Raw genomic sequence first — 25,224 nt, 5'->3', positions numbered from 1 at the left:
GTGGTGGCGCATTATAGGGTGTTTTCCGCCGCTGACAAGAGTTTTTTTTCAAAAAAATTACTGCTCGCTGCATTACACAGCAAAACGCCAGTTTATACCATATTACACACAAAGTTATCCACAATTTGATATTTTGCTAAAATTTGTCGAGCATCACGCAAACGTTTTCGTTACAATCTGAGAAGGAAAAATCGCCACATGATTTTTTTAGGTTGTTTTGAAATGTTATTGCTTAAGCCATTTTTTTCTCTCAATCAGTGGATTTTCTCAATAACACATTCTTGTTTTATGAAATTCAAGGGATCACACCAATGCAACAGCTTCGTCCTATCCATCGCGCCCTGCTGAGTGTTTCTGACAAAGTGGGGGTTGTTGAATTCGCCAAAGCCTTATCTAAACGCGGTGTCGAACTGCTTTCAACAGGGGGCACTGCTCGTCTACTGGCCGAAGCCGAGCTAAATGTCACTGAGGTTTCCGACTACACGGGTTTCCCCGAAATGATGGATGGGCGGGTTAAAACTCTTCACCCTAAAGTTCATGGCGGCATTCTAGGCCGACGTGGGCAGGATGATGATGTAATGGCAAAACATCAGATTGCCCCGATTGATATGGTGGTCGTTAATCTTTATCCCTTCGCTCAAACCGTCGAAAAACCAGACTGCTCCCTGGAAGATGCCATAGAAAATATTGATATCGGTGGCCCGACAATGGTTCGCTCTGCGGCTAAAAATCACAAGGATGTTGTGATTGTTGTCAATAGCCAGGATTACAACAATATTATTGAGGAAATGGATAGCAACCAAAACTCGCTGACGCAACCTACCCGCTTTAATTTAGCCATCAAGGCATTCGAGCATACAGCCGCTTATGACAGCATGATTGCTAACTACTTTGGCACACTGGTTCCCCCTTATCATGGTGAGACAAGCCAACCATCAGGGCGTTTTCCCCGCACTCTGAATCTGAACTACATTAAAAAGCAAGATATGCGTTATGGTGAGAACAGCCATCAAGATGCGGCTTTCTATATAGAAGAAGAAATTACTGAAGCTTCGATTGCTACAGCAACCCAATTACAGGGTAAAGCGCTTTCTTATAATAATATTGCGGATACCGACGCTGCGTTAGAGTGTGTAAAAGTATTTTCCGAACCTGCCTGTGTGATTGTCAAACACGCCAATCCTTGTGGTGTTGCAGTGAGTACTGATATTCATACCGCTTATGACCATGCTTTCAAAACTGATCCTACTTCCGCATTCGGTGGCATCATTGCGTTTAACCGAGAATTGGATGCTGATACCGCGAAAACTATTATCGAACGCCAATTTGTTGAAGTCATTATTGCTCCTTCTATTAATGAAGCAGCCTTGCCAATTCTGGCGACCAAACAAAATGTCCGTGTTCTGGCATGCGGAGAATGGCACTCACCAGTTGCAGAACTCGATTTCAAACGTGTTAACGGTGGATTACTGGTACAGGATCGCGATTTAGGTATGGTAGACGAGGATGATCTGCGGGTTGTCTCCAAACGCCAGCCAACGAAACAAGAAATGCAGGATGCGCTGTTCTGCTGGAAAGTGGCAAAATTTGTCAAATCCAATGCCATTGTTTATGCCAAGAACAATATGACAATTGGTATTGGCGCAGGGCAAATGAGCCGTGTTTACTCAGCTAAAATAGCGGGTATTAAAGCGGAAGATGAAAGATTAGAGGTTAGAGGCTGTGCCATGGCTTCAGATGCCTTTTTCCCGTTTCGGGATGGCATTGATGCCGCAGCCGCAGTAGGTGTGAGCTGTGTCATCCAACCGGGTGGTTCCATTCGGGATGATGAAGTTATTGCTGCTGCTGATGAACACGGTATCGCAATGATCTTCACTGGCATGCGTCATTTCCGCCATTAACAATCTTTCGCCTGAATAATAGGAGCCTTAAATGAATGTATTGATTATCGGCAATGGTGGAAGAGAGCATGCGTTAGCATGGAAAGCGGCACAATCACCTTTGGCAGATAAGGTTTATGTCGCACCGGGTAATGCAGGCACTGCGCTGGAAGCGAATTTAGAAAATGTGAACATTACCGCGACCGATATTGATGGATTACTGAAGTTTGCCCAAAGCCATAATATCGGTTTGACCATCGTGGGGCCTGAGGCTCCACTGGTTATCGGTGTAGTTGATGCTTTCCGGCAAGCAGGGCTAACTATTTTCGGCCCGACAAAAGCTGCGGCTCAACTCGAAGGTTCCAAAGCCTTCACCAAAGATTTCCTCGCCCGTCATCATATTCCCACCGCAGCCTACCAGAATTTCACGGAAATTGAGCCAGCACTGGCCTATTTGGAAAAAGCGGGAATCCCGATTGTCATTAAAGCGGATGGCCTGGCTGCTGGTAAAGGTGTCGTTGTCGCCATGACCATAGAAGAAGCGCAGAATGCCGTTAAAGACATGCTGGCAGGTAATGCGTTTGGTGATGCAGGGCATCGTATCGTCATTGAAGAATTTTTGGATGGCGAAGAAGCCAGTTTTATTGTCATGGTTGATGGTAAAAACGTGGTTCCTATGGCTACCAGTCAGGATCACAAACGTGTGGGTGACGGCGATACCGGGCCAAATACCGGCGGTATGGGCGCTTACTCACCAGCCCCTGTCGTCACGAATGATATTCACCAATGTGTCATGGAAAAAATCATTTACCCTACTGTCGAGGGAATGGCAGCCGAGGGGCATACTTATGTCGGCTTTCTCTATGCTGGCCTGATGATTGATAAACAAGGTGAACCCAAAGTCATCGAATTTAACTGCCGTTTTGGTGATCCTGAAACTCAACCCATTATGATGCGTTTGCACTCTGATTTAGTCGAACTTTGTCTTGCAGGGGCACAAGGCCAATTAAACGGGAAAATATCCTTATGGGATCCCCGTCCGGCATTAGGTGTTGTACTGGCGGCAGGAGGATACCCCGCCAATTACGCTAAAGGTGATGTTATCAGCGGGTTAGCGCAAGATACAGAAACCGATGAAAAGATCTTTCACGCAGGGACAGATTTTAGGGATGAAAACGTTGTCACTGCGGGCGGGCGTGTTTTGTGTGTCGCCGCTTTGGGCAATGATATTGCCGAAGCACAGAAAAAAGCCTACCAGAGAGTGGGACACATTAACTGGGAAGGGTGTTTTTACCGCAAAGATATCGGCTATCGAGCGATTGCCCGCTTGAAATAAGTCAATTCTACACCGACGAAAGTAACAGCTTTACAGCTTATCTTTCGTCGGTTCCCAACGACAAAAATCATCATTGGCGACCAACAATAACTGTTTTCCCGCTGACGAATCCAGCCAAGCAATAGTCAATGAGCCAGAGCTATTACTTTGCCTTTCCTTAAGCCATTTCTGATCATCAGGTTCAAACTCAATGGATAATTGTTTCCCCGAACAAGCAGTAACCTGACCGTGCTGCCAGTGCCCCTGTAATAGCTTACTTCCTTTTGCAATTAAGGAGTTGCTGACGTCCAGTACCTGTCTGGCATCAAGCTGTAGACGTTTCACATCATTATCGGAAAGTATTTCATTACGTTCTTTTAATTGCCTCAGTTTAAAAATGACTGCGTTGTTTTGATCGATACGCAATGTTTCCTCAATTGGCGTTTTATCACTTAAGGAATTACCAAGCACATTGCGACGGATTTGCCACAAACTGCCATGACGATATTCGTAGAAAGTAACAGTAGTACTTTGATTATGGTAGGGGCTGTAAACGCTCATAATGACCTGAGGCTTACTATTTTGATCATTCAGTCGCCATAAACGGATAACGCCGTTATCAGTTACAAAACCACTGGCGTTGAAAAGTGGTGTTTTGGGTTGAATCGAACAGGCGCTGAGCAAAGAGATGAACCCTAATGCTAACAGCCCCTGTAGAATCAACAAAAGGGGTTTTAAATATCCCCCTCTCATTTTTTTTCGCAATGAGATTACTTAACTGCGTCTTTCAGTGCTTTACCAGCGGAGAAAGCAGGTACGTTTGCTGCTGCAATTTTAATTTCTTTACCAGTCTGTGGGTTACGGCCTGTACGTTCTGCACGGTGGTTAACTTTGAAAGTACCAAAGCCTACCAGCTGCACTGCATCACCATTTTTCAGGGATTCAGTGATTGCATTCAAAGTTGACTCCAGAGCAGCTTTAGCCTGAGTTTTAGTCAGATCTGCGCCTGCTGCAATTGCATCAACTAATTCGGTCTTATTCATAGATTATCCTTACAGTGTGTTTATCGTTTGCAAAGCATCGAGTGCGACGGATATGCCGATTTGACAGCACCCCTGCATACACGCACCGATAGCCACTTCTTTTCGCCCCCCAATGTAGAACAGAGTGAGGGCAAATGTGAAGCCTTTAAATACGGCAAATCAAGCATTAAGTCACGTTTTTATGAGTTATTGCTCCAAATTTATGCCGATATTGCTAACCTCCGATTCACGGAGATCAGCTTTTAATCCTTTAATTAGTTCGATGTCCCGTTCTTCGCAATTAGCCAATAAACGGTAAATTTCCCATTGAATGTCCCACTCTTCTTCAATGGTAGGTAATACTTTTAATTCATCCTCAGTCATTTCCCTACCAGCCTGCGTCATTTCCAGCATAGCAACAGTACGGACGGACATTTCACTGACAGCTATTGCATGTTCTAACGTCGAGCCACTCAAACGAGAATGAATTGCTTCACTCAATGCAATGCACGCATCAATCGCTGGATACACACCATAAATATCATAACTCTCTGATGATGGGATAATGGCCTCTAACTTTTCCAGCTGACTATCAAAATTCACTTTTGCATCTTTAACGACCAATACTTCCCACACAAGATCCAAAATACGGCGATACTGTAAGGGGTCTGCAAACCCACTCTGGAGACAAAACACCTGATAGTTTGGATACATCCGCTCACATAGACTAGCCATAAAAGTCAAATGTTGCCAACTTTCAAGCTTCTCCAACCTCAGGTGGATCGGGTTTCTTAACATTGGTCGTTACTCATAATGCTTAATTTGCGCCGAAGTTTACCTGAAAATCAAGAATATCCACACATTTACGCCAAAATTATAGATTTTTCTGCATTGTTTGCTTAAAAAACGGCCTATTTGAGGCGATCCCATCCGCCCAACGAGTCGGTTCAGGGAGTCTATAACCTTTCATACACTGTTCAACCCAGAATACCGCGCTGTTAATACTGATCTGATGACCGATGGAAATATAGAGCGGATTACATCTTTTTTTGCTGCGGAATACGACACCGATCTGTTCACCACGATCCACCAACGGCTGACGACTTCCCGGAGCATCTCCTACAGATGCATGTTCACCACACAGGCGGCTTTTTGCTACACCGATTGTTGGAACATCCACCAGCAATCCAAAATGGCTGGCTATTCCAAAACGTCGGGGATGGGCAATCCCCTGACCATCCACCATAAGCAAATCAGGCCGCAGTCTTAATTTTTGCCATGCAGCCATCAATGCAGGATATTCACGAAATGAGAGTAAGCCGGGGATATAGGGAAGTACTGTGTCAATTCTGGCGATTTGGTATTCGAGCAATTCTAATGAGGGATAGTGCAAAACCGCAATAGCGGCACGCGTCACCGCACCGCCATCTTCAAACCCAACATCAGCACCCGCAATCAACTTTGGCGTAAAAGATGTAGAAAACACATCATGGCGGATAACCTGCCATGATGTCTCTATCTGTTCCTGACGTAGTGCCTTTGTGTCAATCATAAAGTCATTGATGATATTTTGCTGAAAGTCTGTGTACTGCTTCGACAAAGGCGCCGGCATGCTCTGGTGGAACATCCTGATGAATGCCATGTCCCAAATTGAAAACATGCCCGTTGCCTACACCAAAATCTTGTAAAATTCTCGAAACTTCTTCTTCAATTCGCGCCGGTGCAGCATACAGCGTGGATGGGTCCATATTACCCTGTAAAGCAACCTTATCTCCAACACGACGGCGGGCATCAGCAATATTCGTCGTCCAATCCAACCCAAGTGCATCACACCCCGTTGCCGCCATCGCCTCAAGCCATTGACCTCCCCCTTTGGTAAACAGGGTAACAGGCACACGACGGCCTTCGTGTTCACGGATCAATCCATCTACAATTTTATGCATATATTGCAGGGAAAACTCCAGATAAGCGCGATGAGATAAGACTCCACCCCAAGTATCGAAAATCATGACAGATTGAGCGCCCGCTTTAATTTGCGCGTTCAGATATAGAATAACGCTGTTTGCCAATTTATCCAGTAACATATGCAATGTCGCAGGTTCAGCATACATCATGGCTTTAATTTTGGTAAATGCCTTGCTGCTTCCTCCTTCAACCATATAGGTTGCCAGTGTCCACGGGCTACCGGAAAAACCGATCAGAGGAACCTGACCTGCCAACGCCTTGCGGATCGCACGAACAGCATCCATCACATAGCCCAGCGCCATTTCTGGATCAGGGACAGGCAATTTTTCCACATCGGCATGATTAAGAACCGGAGATTGAAAACGTGGCCCTTCTCCTGCTTCAAAATAAAGCCCCAACCCCATCGCATCAGGAATAGTCAAGATATCAGAAAACAGGATCGCAGCATCCAGAGGAAAACGGCGCAGGGGCTGAAGCGTGACTTCGCAAGCCAGCTCAGTATTTTTACATAACGAGATGAAATCTCCCGCCTCCTGACGTGTCGCTTTATATTCTGGTAAATATCGACCGGCCTGACGCATCATCCACACAGGTGTGATATCAACAGGCTGACGTAATAAGGCACGCAGATAGCGGTCGTTTTTCAACTCATTCATGACAGGCTCCCTTTGATTATCGACAAAAAGCGTGCGCATGATAACACGTCGGAAACCGAACTTCCGTCTTGACCTCCAATAAATAAACGTTCAAGCAGCAACACCCGTCGTCTTTCAAACTACGGCTTTATTGGCTGTAACTCGAAATCCATTGGGTATATAACGAACGACACCGGCTGAAAAAATTTATGGGCGGAGTCACAAAACCCGGAACAAGGACTATGCCTACCAGCTCATTGCCTCCATTATGTTACATTTGTGTTACCAATGTGTTATACAAAGGAAGGACTTCTCACGTTGCCATCATCCTTCATTGTTCGCGCTCTTCAGTAAATCGTTAAATGAATTGATTTACGTTAGTTAATTGACTGCATCAAAGTACTTATGAAGTTATTTTCATTGATAAATAACCTATTAGACCTACATGGAGGAGTTTCGATTGATACGTTTATCCACTTTAGTACTGGCTATTGGCTTGGCACTAGGCACTCAGGCGCAGGCCGAAGAAAATAAACCGGGTTCTGACCACACGAACGCATCAAGTGATCAGGTAAAGGAGGTGAGTGTGAGCGGTGAAGCTAATCAACAGCAGTACAAGAGCAAAAACCCTTTCTTCTCCACAAGCGAACTACCATTTCAGGCTCCTCCGTTCGATAAAATAAAAGAAACAGACTATGCACCCGCAATTACTGCCGGTATTAAACAGAAACTGGAAGAGATCGGGAAGATAGCCAATAATCCCGCCACGCCTGACTTTGAAAATACATTTGTCGCACTGGAGAAATCAGGCGCAATGTTGACACGGGTAATTAGCGTATTTGGAACGATGACATCGGCTAACAGCACTGACAAACTACAAAAACTGGATGAGGATGTTTCACCAAAGCTGGCGGCGATGAAGGATGAAATTATGTTGAACAGTAAACTGTTCAACCGTATCAAAGCTGTTTATCAGCAGCGCGAAACGTTGAATCTGGACCCGGAATCGCGCCGATTGGTGGAAGTGACTTATCAACGCTTCGAGTTAGCAGGGGCTAACTTGTCTGATCCGGATAAAGTAAAGTTAAAAGCGTTGAATCAGGAAGCAGCAATACTCAGTACCCAGTTCACCAATAAATTGCTGGCAGCAACCAAGAATGGCGCGCTGGTGGTTCAAGATAAAGCCTGGCTGGGTGGGCTATCCGATGGCGAAATTGCTGCGGCTGCTCAGGCTGCCAATGAGCGTAAGCTAGACAACCAATGGCTGTTGGTATTGCAAAACACCACTCAGCAACCACGTTTGCAAGACCTGAAAGATCGCAATACACGTAAGGCGTTATTTGAAGCCTCGTGGAGCCGAGCCGAAAAAGGTGACGATAATGACACGCGTCAAACCCTGAGCCGATTAGCGAAGCTCCGTGCTGAGCAGGCTAAGCTGCTGGGCTTCCCGGATTATGCATCGTGGAAACTGCAAAATCAGATGGCAAAAACGCCTAAAGCCGCGCTGAAATTTTTACGCGATATTGTACCAGCGGCAACAGCACGCGCTGAGCGCGAGGCCAAAGACATTCAGGCAGTGATTGACCAGCAAAAAGGAGACTTCAAGCTGGAGGCTTGGGATTGGTCGTTTTATGCTGAACAGGTACGCCAAGCAAAATATGATTTGGATGAGTCACAGATTAAGCCGTATTTCGAGCTGAATAACGTTCTGAACAATGGCGTATTCTATGCTGCTAATCTGCTGTATGGCATCACTTTTAAAGAACGTAAAGATATTCCGGTTTATCAACCCGATGTCCGCGTGTATGAAGTTTTCGATAAAGACGGGAAGCCGTTGGCGTTGTTTTATACCGATAACTTCAAACGCGACAACAAAGGGGGTGGAGCTTGGATGAGTAATTTTGTCGGTCAGTCAAAGCTCATTGGAACCAAACCGGTGATTTACAACGTAACCAACTTTACCAAACCTGCGCCGGGCCAGCCCGCACTATTGTCGTATGATGAAGTGATTACCCTGTTCCATGAATTTGGGCATACCTTGCACGGCATGTTTGCCGATCAGAAATATCCGAGCCTGTCCGGAACCAATACCGCCCGTGATTTTGTGGAATTTCCTTCACAACTTAATGAATACTGGGCGCGTGATCCAAAGGTATTTGCCCATTACGCCAAGCATTACCAAACCGGTGAAACCATGCCACAGGCGTTGGTGGATAAGATCAATAAGGCTGACAAATTCAACAAAGGTTACCTCATGACTGAGCTGCTGTCAGCCGCATTGTTAGATATGCACTGGCATATGCTGGCCGCTGATCAGCCACAGAAGGATGTAGATAAATTTGAAGAGGCGTCTCTGCAACAAGACAATATCGCTCTCAGCTACGTGCCCCCGCGCTATCGTTCCAGCTATTTCAAACACATTTGGGGTGGCGGCTATGCTGCCGGCTATTACGCTTATCTGTGGACAGAAATGCTGGCAGACGATGCCTTTGCCTGGTTTACCGAACACGGAGGATTGACGCCAGAAAATGGACAACGTTTCCGCGATAAGGTGCTGTCACATGGCAATAGTGAAGACCTGGAAAAGCTGTATATCGACTTCCGCGGTAAGCCACCAAGTATTGAGCCTATGCTAGAAAACCGGGGCCTAAAGGAACAAAAAGAATAAGGTATATTGCCATACCTTATGGGTTTTAAAATGAAGGGGATATACAGTCACAGTTGTATTAGCCGTTGCCGGTTATCCCCTTGCAGATCCGAACATGTTTTTAAAAGGCCTTTCTCAACTCATTGAGCAATTAACATGACTGCTGGCGACATAACACAACCGTATCTTCAATTAAACGACGGGAAATCGTATCAGAAGGAGGGATCAAAGGAAGGTTATCGTAGCGATACCAGTCTGCGCTGATAAGTTCAACGGGATCAATTGTAATTTCACCGCTATCATAATCGGCCAAAAATCCTACCATCAATGAGTTCGGGAAAGGCCATGGTTGAGAAGCGACATATCGCAAGTTACGGATTTTAATTCCACTCTCTTCCATCACTTCGCGATGCACCGCTTCTTCCAACGTTTCACCGACTTCCACAAACCCAGCAAGCACAGTATGAATACCATTTCGGCTACGCTGGTGCTGTGCCAACAAAATATGGTCATCACGACGAATGCCAACAATAATACTGGGAGCAATTTGTGGGTAATAACATTCCTGACAGTGATTGCACAAACAGGCCCATTCATGTTGACTATGCTTCATTTCATGACCACAGTAACCACAATAATGATGTGAACGATAAAACTCAGCCAATTGCACAGCACGCCCTACCAATTGAAATAATTTGGTTTCCCGATCAACAAATAAGCGGTGAGAAGACATATCTGAAGCCATTTTATGGCGGATCAGCCACACTGTATCCCCCAACCATTCTCCGATGGGCTGCGCCATGTGGTTCTGCAATGACCATTCGCGGGCAGTCCCTGTTGGTAATTCCCCCTGTGGTAGCCAGACTTGATTCTCAAGACTGACAATCCACCAGCCCTGTTCTGTACCTGTCAATTTTTGCTGTATCATCTATATCTATTCCATCATGAGTTGTACGATTGTCTTCATGGCATTTTGTCCAAATTCAGCATACTCTTTTCATTATCTTCCGTCTGCAATCTGCTCTATTAGCCACCCTAATTAATACTCATTTATACTCTTCGTCTTTCAAGTGTCATCTTTGTTGACTACTCTACAAATTGAAAATTTGCAGGTATACGATCCGAATTAAATAAATAAAAATACATTAAATTAAATTGAGGAATAGCAACCATGTCACAGCGAATTGCCGTATTTGATTTAGATGAAACATTAATTTGCAAAGATTCCGGCCGGTTATGGACACAATATCTATGGGAGAAAAATATCATTACTGATCCCCGTTTTCTTGAGGCAGACCAGAAAATGATAGCTGACTACTGTGCAGGTAAGCTGGATATGCACAAATATCTGGCATTCAGCATGCAGTCACTGCACAAAATCTCCCAAGAACAAGTTGATATCTGGCTAACTGATTTTGTAGAAACAAAAATCAAACCACTCATCTATCCCGCAGCCCAAAAACAACTGGATACTTACCGGCAGCAAGACATTCCCATCATTATTATTTCCGCCACCGTCTCTTTCGTGGTGAAGAAAATTGCGGCTGCATTCGGTGTCCAAACCGTAATGGGGATCGACATGGTAATGGAAGAGGGTTGCTATACCGGTAATGTTCTGGGAACCCTCACTTTCCGCGAAGGAAAAGTCACCCGCTTGCAGCAATGGCTATCAGAACAGAATTTATCTCCGCAGCATATTTCATTCTACACAGACTCTATAAATGATTTACCAATGTGTTTATTTGCTGACGAAGTTTTTACCATCAATGCAGACCCTCGTTTGCAATCGGAAGCCGAAATTCACGGATGGACGCAATTGAACTGGACTTTAGGGTCACACTAAAAGGTTACAGTTAAAGGTTGTAGTTTTTATAATCCCCTTTATACTCTGGGGTGTTTTTCTTGTCGGAGTGCCTAGCGTTCAGCGTATACCACGATGGACACAGGCTGAGACCGTTTATTCGGGATCCGCAGAACCTGATCGGGCTAATACCCGCGAAGGGAACAAGAGTAATCACCTCGCTGATTATTACGTACACCTATGACAGCATCGTGTACAAACCATGTTCAGCTACAAACCATTACTCCCTGCGAGCTCCAGACAAGCAATTTTCTCAACTTAAGCCTGACCAGCAATGAGACAGGTGATAACACAGTCAGGAATTTGCTATGTCTAAGTCCAATAATACCGTTATCTCAAATACCGCTATTCCAAATACCATTATCCCAACAGCTGATATTTCTCCAAAACCCCATCAGGCAAGGCCGCGCAAGGCTCAACGAGATGCCGCACAGACGTTTATCAACACCGTTCAAGGGGTGGCTTTTCCCAATTCAAAACGTATTTATCTTGAAGGCTTACGCCCTGATATCCAAGTTCCGATGCGTGAGATCCAACTTTCCTCTACACTCACCGGCGGCACCAAAGAGAATCCCCAATTTGAGGAAAACGAACCAGTTCCGGTTTATGACACCTCAGGCCCTTATGGCGATCCTACTTCCGTACTGGATATACAAACGGGATTGCACAAAATCCGCCAATCGTGGATCGACGAACGCAATGATATTGAACCCGTTTCCACTCTTAGCTCCGACTTTACCCAACAACGCCTCGCAGACGCAGGGCTTGATCACCTGCGTTTTCGCCATCGCCCGCATCCGCTGAAAGCCAAGCAAGGAAAGCGCGTCACCCAATTGCACTATGCGCGCCAAGGCATCATCACACCAGAAATGGAATTTATCGCACTGCGCGAAAATATGGGGCGTGAACGCATTCACAGTGAAGTGCTCCGCCAACAACATCCGGGACAAAATTTCGGCGCCAATTTACCGGAAAACATCACACCAGAATTTGTTCGTCAGGAAGTGGCGGCTGGTCGCGCGATTATCCCCGCCAATATTAACCACCCGGAATCCGAGCCAATGATTATCGGCCGCAATTTCCTGGTTAAAGTAAATGCCAACATCGGTAACTCCTCCGTGACTTCGTCCATCGAAGAAGAGGTGGAAAAACTGATTTGGTCTACCCGCTGGGGCGCAGATACCGTGATGGATCTCTCCACCGGACGCTATATCCACGAAACCCGCGAATGGATACTGCGCAACAGTCCGGTTCCTATTGGCACTGTCCCGATTTATCAGGCACTGGAAAAAGTTAACGGAATAGCGGAAAACCTGACATGGGAAATGTTCCGCGACACTTTATTGGAGCAAGCCGAGCAAGGAGTTGATTATTTCACCATTCATGCCGGGGTATTGCTGCGCTATGTTCCAATGACTGCCAAACGGCTGACAGGCATTGTTTCCCGTGGTGGTTCCATCATGGCGAAATGGTGTCTTTCCCATCATCAGGAAAACTTCCTCTATACCCACTTTCGGGAAATCTGTGAACTCTGCGCCGCCTATGACGTTTCCCTTTCTTTGGGGGATGGACTGCGCCCTGGTTCAATTCAAGATGCCAACGACGAAGCACAATTTTCAGAACTGCATACGCTCGGCGAGCTGACCAAAATCGCATGGGAATACGATGTTCAAGTCATGATCGAAGGACCAGGGCATATCCCGATGCAGTTAATCCGCCGTAATATGATGGAAGAGCTGGAGCATTGCCACGAAGCGCCATTCTATACCTTAGGGCCACTGACAACCGATATCGCCCCCGGTTATGACCATTTCACTTCCGGCATCGGGGCTGCCATGATCGGTTGGTTTGGCTGTGCCATGCTGTGTTACGTCACCCCCAAAGAACATCTCGGCTTACCCAATAAAGAAGATGTGAAGCAGGGGTTGATCACTTACAAAATCGCGGCCCATGCCGCTGATCTTGCTAAAGGCCATCCCGGTGCTCAAATCCGTGACAATGCCATGTCAAAAGCACGTTTTGAATTCCGCTGGGAAGATCAATTCAATCTGGCACTTGACCCTGATACCGCCCGCGCCTATCACGATGAAACCCTGCCGCAAGAATCCGGCAAAGTCGCCCATTTCTGTTCTATGTGCGGGCCAAAATTCTGCTCCATGAAAATTACGCAAGATGTACGCGATTATGCAGCAAAACTAGAACAGGAAGCAGGAATGGAACATATGTCGGAAGAATTTCGCACCCGTGGCAGTGAACTTTATCACAGCGCAGAGGAGGTACCCCATGAAAAGTCAGCCTGACACATCAACACATCTATCAGCTCCTTTTGCTCCGACAGCACAACGCTTGGGGCTTTATCCTGTCGTGGATTCCCTGATATGGATTGAGCGCTTACTGAAAGCAGGCGTCAGAACCCTGCAACTGCGTATCAAGGATCAACCAGAAAAGCAGGTAGAGAAAGATATTCAAACTGCCATAATACTTGGCCGCCACTACAACGCCCGTTTGTTCATTAACGATTACTGGCGCTTAGCTATTAAACACCAAGCCTATGGCGTTCATTTGGGACAAGAAGATCTGGATATCGCTGATCTCAATGCCATCCGGCAAGCGGGATTGCGTCTGGGTATTTCCACCCATGGCCAACAGGAACTGGCGCGGGCAAAAGCCCTGCGTCCTTCTTATATTGCACTGGGGCATATTTTCCCTACCACCACGAAAGAGATGCTTTCATCACCACAGGGACTTGACACACTCAAACATCAAGTGGAAATAACACCGGAATATCCTACCGTTGCCATTGGCGGCATCTCACTGGAACGCGTACCGGATGTTGTTGCAACCGGTGTCGGTGGCGTGGCACTGGTCAGTGCCATTACAAAAGCGAAAGACTGGCGGCAGGTAACAGCCAGTTTACTTCATTTAGTTGAAGGTCAGGATCGGGGGCTTTTATGTTAAACGATCAAGAATTTATGCGTTACAGTCGCCAATTATTACTGGAAGACATTGGCCCTGAAGGTCAGGAAAAACTAAAAATCAGCAAGGTACTGATTGTTGGCCTCGGTGGATTAGGCTCACCTGCGGCACTCTATCTCGCAGCAGCGGGAGTCGGAACTCTTTATCTTGCGGATGATGACCAATTGCATATCTCCAATCTGCAACGCCAGATCCTCTATCGCACAGGTGATATTCCCGCAAATAAAGCAAAGTTGGCAGTAAAACAACTGACAGGCCTGAACCCACTGATCACAGTAACAGAACTGACCAAAAGGCAAGATAATGAATCTTTGTTGAACGCAGTCAGGAAAGCAGATTTAGTACTGGATTGTTGCGACAACATGGCAACCCGCCATGCCATCAATACCGCTTGCGTTGCAGAAAACAAACCACTTATCAGCGGCAGTGCCATCGGTTTCAGCGGGCAACTGTTGGTTCTCTCCCCTCCTTATCAGTACGGCTGCTATACCTGCCTTTATCCCGATCAGGAAGAACCGCAACGCAATTGTCGGACAGCCGGAGTATTAGGTCCCATCGTTGGTGTGATCGGCGCATTGCAAGCATTAGAAGCCATCAAGATGCTGGCTGGCCTTCCCTCTCCCTTAAACGGAAAACTCCGGTTATTTGATGGCAAACAACAGAGCTGGAGTACGTTACAGCTTACCCGGTCATCACAGTGCCCGATTTGCCGAGCGGTTGCCCAACAAGCCACTATCGCAAAAAATGAGCCTGAAAACGCGAATAGCGGCAAAAATGAAACAGGAAAAGAAGTCGCATGAATATTATCGTCAACGATCAACCGATCACACTCAGTGCGCCCGTCACAATCAGACAGTTGCTTGAACATATACAACGCACTCAATCAGGTATCGCCTTAGCCATCAACCAGGCCATTATCCCGCGTTCAGAATGGCATACCCATCAGGTTAATGACGGGGACAGTATCCTGCTGTTTCAGGCCATTGCCGGTGGTTAATGTAGCGAATATTGTTGGAGGCTAATTATGTTAAAGATTGCTGATTCTCACTTTCACTCCCGCCTGTTTACCGGAACCGGCAAATTCTCGAATGCAGGATTAATGATCGAATCAATCCGCGCTTCTGGCAGTCAATTAGTAACAATGGCGATGAAACGAATCGATCTTCATGGCAATGAAGATGGCATTCTCGCGCCGCTGCAACAGTTGGGTGTTAAGCTGCTCCCCAATACTTCTGGCGCAAAAACCGCAGAAGAGGCGATATTCGCCGCTCATCTTGCGCGGGAAGCATTGGGAACCAACTGGGTAAAACTGGAGATCCATCCCGATGTCAAATACCTGCTGCCCGATCCGATTGAAACGCTGAAAGCGGCTGAACAATTAGTGAAAGAAGGGTTTATCGTCCTGCCTTATTGTGGTGCGGATCCCGTCCTGTGCCGTCGGCTGGAAGAGGTTGGCTGTGCGGCTGTCATGCCATTGGGGGCACCTATCGGCTCAAATAAGGGCTTGCTGACCCGCGACTTTCTGCAAATCATCATTGAACAGGCTAACGTTCCCGTCGTTGTTGATGCAGGGATCGGGGCGCCGAGCCATGCGCTGGCCGCCATCGAAATGGGCGCGGATGCGGTGCTGGTCAATACCGCGATTGCGGTTGCCCGCAATCCGGTAAAAATGGCATTGGCGTTCAAAACCGCCATTGAAGCCGGCGAACTGTCACATCAGGCGGGCGTAGCAAGCCAGAAATCTCACGCTGAAGCTTCCAGCCCGCTGACTGATTTTCTGGGGGCATTATGAAATCCGCCACTTTTCGCCAGCGCTGGGAACAATTGGATTGGGATGACATCACCCTGAGCATCAACAGTAAAACATCACAGAATGTTGAACGCGCACTAAATAGCGACCGTCTGACTCTGGATGATTTTATGTCACTGCTTTCCCCTGCTGCTCTGCCGTATCTTGAGCCGCTCGCCCAGCGTGCGCAGCAACTCACCCGCCAGCGTTTTGGTAATACCGTGGGATTTTTTATCCCACTCTACCTTTCCAACCTGTGTGCCAACGACTGTACCTATTGTGGTTTCTCCATGAGTAATCACATTAAACGCAAGACGCTGGATGAACAGGAAATTGAGGCGGAATGCTTGGCACTGAAGAAACTGGGATTTGAGCACATCTTGCTGGTAACAGGAGAGCATCAAAACAAAGTTGGCATGAATTATTTTCGCCGCTATCTTCCCTTGATACATCGCCATTTCAGTTCAGTCTCAATGGAAGTCCAACCATTGGCACAAGAAGAGTACGCCGAACTGAAAACTCTGGGGCTAGTTGGCGTGATGGTCTACCAAGAAACTTATCACCAACCCAGCTATCAGTTGCACCATTTAAAAGGCAAAAAACAGGATTTCCACTGGCGGCTGGAAACACCAGAACGCCTTGGACGGGCAGGTATCGACAAGATTGGATTGGGTGCTTTGATCGGGTTATCCCACAATTGGAAAACCGATTGCTATATGGTAGCGGAGCATCTGCTTTTCCTGCAAAAACAATTCTGGAAAAGTCGTTACTCCATCTCCTTCCCACGGCTACGCCCCTGTGCAGGCGGCATTGAACCAGCTTCCATCATGAATGAAGCCGAATTGGTGCAATTGATTTGCGCATTTCGCCTGCTGGCACCAGATGTAGAACTTTCACTTTCCACCCGCGAGTCACCTTTCTTCCGCGATCACGTTGTGCCACTCGCGATCAATAACATCAGTGCAGGTTCCAAAACCCAACCGGGCGGCTATGCCGATGGGCATCACGAGCTGGAACAATTCGCTCCCCACGACAATCGTCCCGTTTTTCAGATCGCTGAAACCTTAGCCAGATCCGGTTTACAACCCGTCTGGAAAGATTGGGATAATTATTTGGGTCGGTAATTATCTTAAAGAATCGTTCTTTGAGGTGCTGCAACCACAGCACCTTATCTTTTAATGCACCAAAATAAGATCATAATTGGATAAAAAACCATTAGTACGTCATAACACACTAATAGAAGAGTTGAATCAAACCTTCTCCTGGATATTTAGTGAAGCCACTAACTCAAATCATGCAGGTGTTTTTTCATTGATGGCGTCAACCTGAAATCAGAAAATTTCACCTGTAATCCTTCACGCTCCGGCGAGCAACACATTGCGCCAACAAAAATGCGCCGATTACTCACCTTAAAAGGAGACAATCTCAGTAACGGCCATGTCACACCATCAGTGGAATACTGTAACCGGATAGCATCCTCTCCATAAGTAAGCCGCAGCCAAAACTTATCGGGATTACCCGGAAAAATTCCCATCGCCCAGTCTGAGCCTCCATTTGTCAGCACACTACCAATGGTTGCCTGCCCGTCAGAATGTTCGATTCCGGCTTTCAGCCAATGTTGCTCATCCACCAGCAACATAATGCCAGCCTGATCGTATAACTGCTCAAACTGGCCTTCAATGCAAAACTGAACGGTAAAACCGTCTTCAAGCTCAAAATCATCAATATAGCCACCAAATACATGACCACTGTGACGCTGAAAACCATACCATGTATCACGCCAGAAATCGGTTTTATGATCCGTCGTGACATGAAGTTCATCTTCCTGATGCCACCATGAAGCAGGTTCATTCAACCACTGACATTCCTGCAAATTCATCAATATTTATCCTGTTATTTTTTGGTGGGATTAATCAAACCATATCCCGCTAATAATGAAAGAGACAGCAAAGCAATACAGCCAAAAGCGCCATGTAGCGTTATTTGATGGGCTAAACCTCCGATAATTGCCGGGCCAAGCAGTATCCCCGAATATCCCATTGTCGAAACGGCAGAAACTGCTAACGCATCATGCATTACTTTTTGCTGCCCGGATGCGGTGAAAAACATCGGTGCCAAGTTAGACAATCCTGCACCTATCATCAGGAAAGAAATTCCCAGCTGAACCATACCAGTAGCCAGATAGATAAGAACAAAACCGGATGTTGCTAAAATTGCGCTGCCCAAAAATACACGCCGGTATCCAAAAGCCGCAATAATTCTATCGCCCAACAATCGGCCACATGTCATCGTAATGGCGAAGAGTGTGTAGCCAAAACCAGCCTGATGGAGACTCATGTCATGCACGCTACTTAGCAAGATCCCGCTCCAATCCAGCATGGAACCTTCCATTAAATAAACGACAAAACAGAGAGAGCCAATCAGAATAACAGTACCCCGGGGTAAGGCAAAAAATGGCGTTTCCTCCGTTTCAGCGTGATCCAGTAACCCATTCCACGTCGGCAGCAACAACAGGATAATGAATAACGCCACAGCAACGGTGACCTGAAATGGAGGAATGCCCATAAACAACAATAAGCTGACAAGACCTGCACCGGCAATCCCCCCCAAGCTGAACAACGCATGGAAACCCGACATAACCGGTTGATGCACCTGTTTCTCAATATTAACCGCATGAATATTGATCACTACATCGGTCGCCCCAATTCCTGCTCCGAATAAAAATAAGGTACAAGCGAGTGTCAATGGTGTAGAGAACACACTAAGCCCCGGTAATATTAAAATTGCTAGCAAGGCAAAGACGGTAAAAACCTTCCGGCAACCAAAACGAGTCGCCAGCATTCCTGCAATCGGCATCATAATGAAAGAGCCGATACCAAATATCAATATCAGCAACCCCATTGAGCCATCACTCAACCCCAATCGTTCCTTTACCAGCGGGATCAGTGGTGCCCAACTCGCAATGCTGAATCCTGCAATAAAAAACGAGAGCCGCGTTGCCATGATCGGCTGCTTTATCGAAGAGGCTAAATATTCTTCAGACAACTTAATTCCTCCAAATTATATTCTTTTAAAGCTATTCTTTTTTAAAATCATGCCCTCCCCTAAATTTATCGAAGGGCATCAAAAAAGACATCCAATGTTTATCATCAAAGCATCACATTAACTTGGGACTAATACCTTCAAGCAATACTTTCAAACAATACCTTCAAACTGGGGAATATCCGCTAACTTCACAATAATGCCGGTAGCCTGCTCATATTGCTCTGTCAGAGACAAAGCGTGAGGCCAGGCATATATCCACGGAATACCAGCCTGTTTTGCCGCCGCAATCCCCAAATCAGTATCTTCAATCACTAATGTTTGATGAACATCCATCTCTTTCAGCTTCAGCATAGCCAAATAGGGATCAGGAAAAGGTTTGGTTCTTTCTACATCATCACCCGAAATCAAGGCGGGCAGTTCATGCAGATCCAGCAGAGCAAGATTGGTTAAACACACATCACGCGGTGCCGTGGAAACAAATCCAAAATTAGTACCATTTTGTTGCAGGGCAGCAATCAGATTAGTAATTCCCGGACGCAGATAATGCCCTGACAATTTTACTTTATAACGCGAAATAATTTTTTGGGTAATGTCTTGTTGCATTGATGATGGACATCCAACCTTATCCAAAGTTTCCGCCAGACTGAGCCCTATCAATTGCTGTGGTTGAATATCCGCTATTTGGTCTGGTGCTTGTTCGCCTAATGCATCAGACAGTACATCAAGTAATACGTCAAAGTGCAGTTGTTCACTATCAACAATAACGCCGTCGATATCAAAAATGACATTCCATTTATCCATCAAAAATAGCCTTCAAAAAATTCATTATTTTAAGTCGGATATGCGTATCAATACCTTGCAGTTTGGGGTACTGAGCGGTATTTGAGTTTTTGCCGAGATATCACAGCCAACTGTGAGGAAAGCTTGTTGATAATCTTTGAAATCAAATACATGGCTAATCAAGCGTCCTACGGGAATGATACCATCACGGATCATGGCATAAGCGCGTTCAAAGCTGTTGTTCAAAGAATCAATGGAGCCGATGACAGAGAGGCTTTTATCGGCAATTTTCATAATATCTAAACTGGAATGTTTATCTTTCAGGGCTACATTCAGTAACTTTCCACCGGGAGCCAGATGGTCAAAAATATACTCGGTCAATTGCCCTGTCGTATCGACGCATAAATCAAGCAACATTGTCTTATCGCCATACTCCTGAATCAGCCCTTCATCAAAATCGGAATATAACTGACATTCCGGCGGCAAATTATTTTTGGCAAACTGCCTCCGGCTCTCATTTTTCTCAACCATAAATGCCTTGACGCCCCGCTCATGCAATGCCCAGATATACAGCATTCCCATAGGGCCGGCACCCGCTACTGCCGCGCGAATATTCGTGTGGGTGATCCCAAGTTTATCCACTCCCGCCAGTGTGCAACTCAATGGCTCTGTCAACGACGCGTCTTCCATGCTGACATGTTCATCCAGCTTGATTAGCAGATTTTCTTTTGCCAGATATTGGCCCGCAAATGCACCATCATAGGAAACTCCGGCTTCCGTCCCCATTTTTTTCTCACAATGATTAGGGTTTCCTATTTGGCACATCCGACAATGCCCGCAAGAATAAGTCGGGTTGATCACAACACGATCTCCCACTTGAAACCGGGTCACACCTTTGCCGACTTGAGCAACTATGCCAGCGGTTTCATGGCCCAGCGTGGTTCCTGATACAGCAACAGGATAAGAATCAGTAATAATCCCCACATCTGTGCCACAGATCCCACACACCGCGATATCAACAACAACGTCATCAGCTTCGACACAAAACAACGGATTAACTTGTTGGATCCGGACATTCCATGCCTGATGGTATTTAAGCGCTAGCATTATGCAATCTCCCTATATACAGGTGCAGAGGCAGTTAATTCTGAGAATGTCAGATCCAGCTTATGCAGGATTTCATTCAAATGTGCCTGTGTACAAACCAGTGGTGGACGGACTTTAATTGCTTTCCCTTTACCATAACGGGAACCGCGCAAGATCAAATGGTGCCGACTGGCAGTTGCAATCACTTGAGCCGCAAAATCGGGAGATGGTGTATCGAATCCATACATATAACCTACCCCCCTGACCTTCATGATTTCCGGGTATTTATGCTGTAACCCCAGTAATCCATTGCGCAAATAGCTTTCATTTTGTTGTACATTTTCCAAAATGTGATCATCTTCAATAATGTCGATAATTTCATTGAGGGCAACCAAAGAAAGAGGATTAGCACCAGAAGTACTCGAATGTTCAAACGATTCCAATACATCCAGTGAATGACGCATCAACACACCGCCAGCCGGAATACCGATAGCACCTGCACCTTTAGCAAATACGATGATATCCGGCTCCAGATCCTTGGCATAACCCGTCGATGCAAAGAACGTTCCTGTGCGCCCAAAACCTGTTTGCACTTCATCTGCAATAATGATGATGCCATGCTGATGACAGATATCTCTAATCTTACGGAAGAACTCAACAGGGAAAACAGTATTGCCGCCATTCCCCTGAATTGGTTCAATAATCAGACATGCGATATTGTCGCTAGAGCCTAATTGAATGAACTGTTCCAAATCGACAAACGGCACTTTTTCCGACTGTGATTGTGATTCTGCCAAAACACTGTCGGGTGCCGGAATTTTTATCGAGCCATCAATATTGATATGGAAATCTTTTATTCTGAATGCATTACCAGAGATCTGCGCTGTCGCCAAAGATTGACCATGATGTGCAAGAAAGAACGAAATAATGCCTGAACGCCCAGTGGCTTTTTGCGCTATACGGATGGCACACTCAACCGCCCCAGAACCGGAAACATCCCTAAACCAAATACGATCTATTCCTTCCGGCGTATGTTTCACGAGTTTACTCAAAATATACTGCGACATTTCATGCGTATAAGCCGAACTCAAATGCGTACATCTATCAATTTGCTGTTTGAGCTTTTCTGCAATCCTGTGATTTGTATATCCAAGCGGCAAATTAAACGTTCCTGATGCTGCATCAATATATTTTTCACCGTCAATAACCAAGTAAGGGCCTTGGCCAACAAAACGGGAAAGCATATCTTCAAGATGGTTCTTAATTTCCATAATGACTCACCACTATTAGTTATTTTAAACAATAAAAAAAATACCCTACCGTGATGAGATTAAGCGCATTTAAATCGGATTACGATCACAAAAAGACCACAAAAAATATTAAATATTTTTAAAATTTAATTTATATTTTAACGGCATATCCTCCTTGATTAATATTTATTAATAATATTAAAAATAAACAAATCACATTAAGAAATAGTATTAGATAAAATAATTAAACTCCCAACCCTATCATCTGCATTAAACTCTGGGCCTGCTGAATAGCTTCCTGCCGGTGCGTAATCCCCATCTTTTGGTACAAATTTCGTATATGGGTTTTAATCGTGGTCGCCGCCACATCCAACTCTGTGGCTATTTGATCATTGCTATAACCAGAATAAATCAAACCCAATACCTGCCATTCACGCTGGGTTAGCGGACTATTGCGGATAAGTTCCGGCACATCAGGATGCGTGAGTAATTGTTCAACAAACGCCTCATCAAAATGGGCAAACTTATGTCGATGCTGGCGGTTGATTTTGCGCAGGATACGCTGCGCACGATGCTGTTCCATTTCAGGCAATATGTTGAGCTGAATGAGCTGGCGAAATTGCAAAGCCATTAATTCCCCTTCAATAACAAAATGGCTAATGAACCCTGTGCGATTAGCTAAACTCAATGCTTCCATCAAAGCATCCTGAGCCTCAGCTTTACGTCCAAGCTGCCAGTACAGCAGATTGCACAGCAGAAGGTTACGGTTCAAGTCACTAATCAGAGACAATTTTCTCGCATATTCATTCAACTTCTTCAATATAGATTCAGCTTCTTCATACTGCCCCAGCAGGATTTTTGCCCGGGCAATATTGCGCCATTGATTTTGGTTGAAATGGTTACAGAAGCTTTCTGGCCGTTCTGCCTGTAGCAACCATTGAGTCACCGCGTTGCTATCTTCCAAACTCTGCCAGATGATGACACGCAGTTTGTCAGTATTTGTTCGCCAATCACGATGATAATGCCCATTGTTCAGCAGATTCTCACAACGGGATAAATAACGACGGGCATTATCAATATCCCCACGGATCAAAGAACATTTCGCTAATTGGGTCAAACATTGCAATTGCTGTTGTGGCTGGAAATTGGACAGCACTTCCAGCCCCCGGCGTGCCGCCTCTTCAGATTCATCAATGCGGGCCCAACACCACAGAAGCTGCGAACGGATCCTCAGCAGAAATTCATGCATTGGCAGCTGTTCCATATGCTGTTCACGTATTAAATCAAATGCATGGGTCTGGGTATCATAGGCAGCCTGCAAATAACCTTGCGCCAACAAAATCTCACTTTGCTGTAACAAAGCCCATAACGCATAGTGATAAACATGGCAGAGTCGGGCAAGTTGCTCCGTCTGCTTCATCAGGGCCAATGCGCTGTTCAGTTGCCCATTGCAATGTAAGACTTCCCCTTTCACCGACATTGCCACAATACGGCCATATTGATTATCAGGCAGCAGGGTCGCCAATGCCTTCTCAGCCAAAGCATCTGCGTCATCTGGTCGCCCATCGTTAATGTTTACTTGGGCTCGCAGAGCATCAAATTCCCCCAACAACTCCGGCTCAATGGCTATCTGTTTCAGCTTCAACGATTGTTCAGCCTGATTCAATAGTGCATTTACCTCATAATGGCGATGCTGACTCTGCGCCAACCATGCTTGTAACAATACCAAACGAGGACTTTCCAATAACTGTTCATATGGCAGTGCATTCATGCACTCCTCCAGCAAGGAAAGTTTGCTGTGATTGAATAGCTCCCAAGCATGTTGCAGCAAAATATCCCGTAGCAACACAGTATCTCCGGCAGCAAGGGCATGATGAATAGCTTCTCCCGGATACCCCTGCATCAACCATCCTTTTACTGCCGCCCTGTGTAATTCAGGCAATTTCGTTGCCATTTCCCATTGGCAACGCTGCCGCAAAAATGAAGCAAATAGAGGATGAAAACAGAACCATTCCCCAGAATCATCCATTCGCTGGATAAACAACCCCTGCCGTTCAATATCTTCAAGACGTTGCTGACCGTTTTCCTCCCCTGTCAGACAAACAATCAACCCATCATTCATGGAACGCAGAATAGAACTATGCAGCAAAAAATCTCGTGTCGCCTGATCCACTCGATTTAAAACCTCATCGACAAGGTAATCAGCCAGATGAGTTGTATTAATCCCTGAAAGACGCTTGGCTGATATTTCAGCCACATTGCCCGATTGGCGGGCTGAAAGAGCAATAAGCTGCAAAGCCGTTGCCCATCCCGCAACATCGTTGCATAGTTGCCTGCAATTATCAGCGTCCAACGGATTTGCCAAACGGTTGGCAAAAAACTGATGGGTTTCCTGATAATCAAATGCCAATTGCTGGCTATCAATCTCCAATAACTGTTCTCGTACCCGCAGGTTGGCAACGCCTAACGATGGCAGGTGGCGTGATAAAATCATCAACGTTAAATTTTCTGGCTGGTGGCGGAGAAAAAAACGCATCGCTTCATGGATCAGGCCATTAACTATCAGATGATAATCGTCAATTACCAGAAAAACTGATTGCCGCCATTCACTGAGTTCAATAAACAGTTGAGCAAACAATGCGGATAAGTTGGCATATTGATGTTTCTGGGCCAGAATCTCACTTTTCACACAGTGCCCCTGTGTTGCCTGCTGAATGGCCGCAATCAAATAACTGGCAAAACGTTCTGGCTGATTATCGCTGTCATCCAGTGAATACCACCCCAAATTATGCTGTCTGGCAGCCCACTGTGACATCAGGGTGGTTTTACCATATCCGGCAGGACTGGTTATCAATACAAGCCGATGATCCTGTGCTGAATTGAGCTTGTCTAGCAAGCGCTCCCGCATGACCATATTACTCAGGCGAAGGGGGCGACTGAGTTTCGATGGGATAAGCATTAATTTCCTCCCTT

The 25,224-nt window shown here is 45.9% G+C and carries 22 protein-coding genes and 1 riboswitch; of the genes, 10 read left to right on the top strand and 12 right to left on the bottom strand.

From position 1 onward, the window contains the following. Window positions 1–311: 311 nt before the first annotated feature. Together purH and purD are read left to right on the top strand one after the other, a co-directional pair. Window positions 312–1,901: a bifunctional phosphoribosylaminoimidazolecarboxamide formyltransferase/IMP cyclohydrolase gene (purH, locus tag AC5JQI_RS01860; protein WP_493913526.1), complete on the top strand. Its 1,590-nt coding sequence runs from the start codon at window positions 312–314 to the stop codon at window positions 1,899–1,901. A 31-nt stretch (window positions 1,902–1,932) separates the two neighbouring features. Continuing rightward, window positions 1,933–3,216 (top strand): phosphoribosylamine--glycine ligase, encoded by a 1,284-nt coding sequence (gene purD / locus AC5JQI_RS01855; protein ID WP_493913525.1) that lies wholly within the window; start codon window positions 1,933–1,935, stop codon window positions 3,214–3,216. Window positions 3,217–3,246: 30 nt separating this feature from the next. Here purD and AC5JQI_RS01850 read toward each other — a convergent pair whose 3' ends face one another. From AC5JQI_RS01850 to hemE, 5 genes are all read right to left on the bottom strand, one after another. Further along, window positions 3,247–3,948, bottom strand: a complete 702-nt coding sequence (locus AC5JQI_RS01850; protein ID WP_493913524.1) for a DUF1481 domain-containing protein — start codon at window positions 3,946–3,948, stop codon at window positions 3,247–3,249. Between the two features lie 17 nt (window positions 3,949–3,965). Next, window positions 3,966–4,238, bottom strand: coding sequence for a nucleoid-associated protein HU-alpha (hupA, locus tag AC5JQI_RS01845; RefSeq protein WP_010848914.1), 273 nt, complete (start codon window positions 4,236–4,238; stop codon window positions 3,966–3,968). Between the two features lie 186 nt (window positions 4,239–4,424). Beyond that, on the bottom strand, window positions 4,425–5,015 hold the full coding sequence (locus AC5JQI_RS01840) for a YjaG family protein (protein WP_493913523.1): 591 nt from the start codon (window positions 5,013–5,015) through the stop codon (window positions 4,425–4,427). A 76-nt stretch (window positions 5,016–5,091) separates the two neighbouring features. After that, window positions 5,092–5,769 (bottom strand): deoxyribonuclease V, encoded by a 678-nt coding sequence (nfi, locus tag AC5JQI_RS01835; RefSeq protein ID WP_493913522.1) that lies wholly within the window; start codon window positions 5,767–5,769, stop codon window positions 5,092–5,094. Window positions 5,770–5,773: 4 nt separating this feature from the next. Beyond that, entirely contained in the window at window positions 5,774–6,838 is a 1,065-nt protein-coding gene (gene hemE, locus AC5JQI_RS01830; protein WP_493913521.1) for a uroporphyrinogen decarboxylase, read from the bottom strand. Between the two features lie 442 nt (window positions 6,839–7,280). Here hemE and dcp point away from each other — a divergent pair, with 442 nt between their 5' ends. After that, window positions 7,281–9,485, top strand: a complete 2,205-nt coding sequence (dcp, locus tag AC5JQI_RS01825) for a peptidyl-dipeptidase Dcp (RefSeq protein ID WP_493914586.1) — start codon at window positions 7,281–7,283, stop codon at window positions 9,483–9,485. Window positions 9,486–9,615: 130 nt separating this feature from the next. On the opposite strand, the gene nudC is transcribed toward dcp, so the two are convergent. Further along, on the bottom strand, window positions 9,616–10,392 hold the full coding sequence (nudC, locus tag AC5JQI_RS01820; protein ID WP_493913520.1) for an NAD(+) diphosphatase: 777 nt from the start codon (window positions 10,390–10,392) through the stop codon (window positions 9,616–9,618). Between the two features lie 243 nt (window positions 10,393–10,635). On the opposite strand from nudC, the gene AC5JQI_RS01815 reads away from it, so the two are divergent. From AC5JQI_RS01815 to thiH, 7 genes are all read left to right on the top strand, one after another. Continuing rightward, window positions 10,636–11,307: an HAD family hydrolase gene (locus AC5JQI_RS01815; RefSeq protein ID WP_493913519.1), complete on the top strand. Its 672-nt coding sequence runs from the start codon at window positions 10,636–10,638 to the stop codon at window positions 11,305–11,307. Window positions 11,308–11,360: 53 nt separating this feature from the next. Continuing rightward, a riboswitch (TPP riboswitch) is annotated at window positions 11,361–11,485 on the top strand. A gap of 148 nt (window positions 11,486–11,633) precedes the next feature. Continuing rightward, window positions 11,634–13,625, top strand: coding sequence for a phosphomethylpyrimidine synthase ThiC (thiC, locus tag AC5JQI_RS01810; RefSeq protein WP_493913518.1), 1,992 nt, complete (start codon window positions 11,634–11,636; stop codon window positions 13,623–13,625). Beyond that, complete coding sequence (thiE, locus tag AC5JQI_RS01805; protein WP_493913517.1) at window positions 13,609–14,283, top strand: thiamine phosphate synthase; 675 nt, start codon at window positions 13,609–13,611, stop codon at window positions 14,281–14,283. The genes thiC and thiE overlap by 17 nt, the downstream gene beginning before the upstream one ends. Then, a complete protein-coding gene (locus tag AC5JQI_RS01800; RefSeq protein ID WP_493913516.1) occupies window positions 14,277–15,101 on the top strand; it encodes a HesA/MoeB/ThiF family protein in 825 nt (274 codons plus the stop codon). Before thiE ends, AC5JQI_RS01800 begins: the two co-directional genes overlap by 7 nt. After that, complete coding sequence (thiS, locus tag AC5JQI_RS01795) at window positions 15,098–15,298, top strand: sulfur carrier protein ThiS (RefSeq protein WP_237386793.1); 201 nt, start codon at window positions 15,098–15,100, stop codon at window positions 15,296–15,298. The genes AC5JQI_RS01800 and thiS overlap by 4 nt, the downstream gene beginning before the upstream one ends. A 27-nt stretch (window positions 15,299–15,325) precedes the next feature. Then, a complete protein-coding gene (locus AC5JQI_RS01790) occupies window positions 15,326–16,093 on the top strand; it encodes a thiazole synthase (protein WP_092552097.1) in 768 nt (255 codons plus the stop codon). Then, on the top strand, window positions 16,090–17,214 hold the full coding sequence (thiH, locus tag AC5JQI_RS01785; RefSeq protein WP_493913515.1) for a 2-iminoacetate synthase ThiH: 1,125 nt from the start codon (window positions 16,090–16,092) through the stop codon (window positions 17,212–17,214). The genes AC5JQI_RS01790 and thiH overlap by 4 nt, the downstream gene beginning before the upstream one ends. A gap of 158 nt (window positions 17,215–17,372) precedes the next feature. Here the strand turns inward: thiH and AC5JQI_RS01780 are convergent, their stop codons facing one another. The 6 genes from AC5JQI_RS01780 to malT all read right to left on the bottom strand — a co-directional run bounded on the left by AC5JQI_RS01780 (window position 17,373) and on the right by malT (window position 25,210). After that, complete coding sequence (locus AC5JQI_RS01780) at window positions 17,373–17,969, bottom strand: DUF1349 domain-containing protein (protein WP_493913514.1); 597 nt, start codon at window positions 17,967–17,969, stop codon at window positions 17,373–17,375. 14 nt (window positions 17,970–17,983) lie between these two features. Further along, window positions 17,984–19,093: an MFS transporter gene (locus AC5JQI_RS01775; protein ID WP_493914585.1), complete on the bottom strand. Its 1,110-nt coding sequence runs from the start codon at window positions 19,091–19,093 to the stop codon at window positions 17,984–17,986. Between the two features lie 192 nt (window positions 19,094–19,285). Further along, window positions 19,286–19,936 carry an HAD family hydrolase gene (locus AC5JQI_RS01770; RefSeq protein WP_493913513.1) on the bottom strand — a complete coding sequence of 217 codons (651 nt, stop codon included), beginning with the start codon at window positions 19,934–19,936 and terminating at the stop codon, window positions 19,286–19,288. 24 nt (window positions 19,937–19,960) lie between these two features. Beyond that, window positions 19,961–21,022: a zinc-dependent alcohol dehydrogenase gene (locus AC5JQI_RS01765; protein WP_493913512.1), complete on the bottom strand. Its 1,062-nt coding sequence runs from the start codon at window positions 21,020–21,022 to the stop codon at window positions 19,961–19,963. Beyond that, window positions 21,022–22,272 carry an aspartate aminotransferase family protein gene (locus tag AC5JQI_RS01760; RefSeq protein WP_493913511.1) on the bottom strand — a complete coding sequence of 417 codons (1,251 nt, stop codon included), beginning with the start codon at window positions 22,270–22,272 and terminating at the stop codon, window positions 21,022–21,024. Before AC5JQI_RS01760 ends, AC5JQI_RS01765 begins: the two co-directional genes overlap by 1 nt. A 223-nt stretch (window positions 22,273–22,495) precedes the next feature. Then, entirely contained in the window at window positions 22,496–25,210 is a 2,715-nt protein-coding gene (gene malT / locus AC5JQI_RS01755) for an HTH-type transcriptional regulator MalT (RefSeq protein WP_493913510.1), read from the bottom strand. Between the last annotated feature and the right edge of the window lie 14 nt (window positions 25,211–25,224).

Source organism: Xenorhabdus sp. XBWT, from assembly GCF_059072735.1.
Note: the sequence above shows the minus strand (reverse complement) of the source record. Positions and strands in the feature narration are given on the sequence as shown.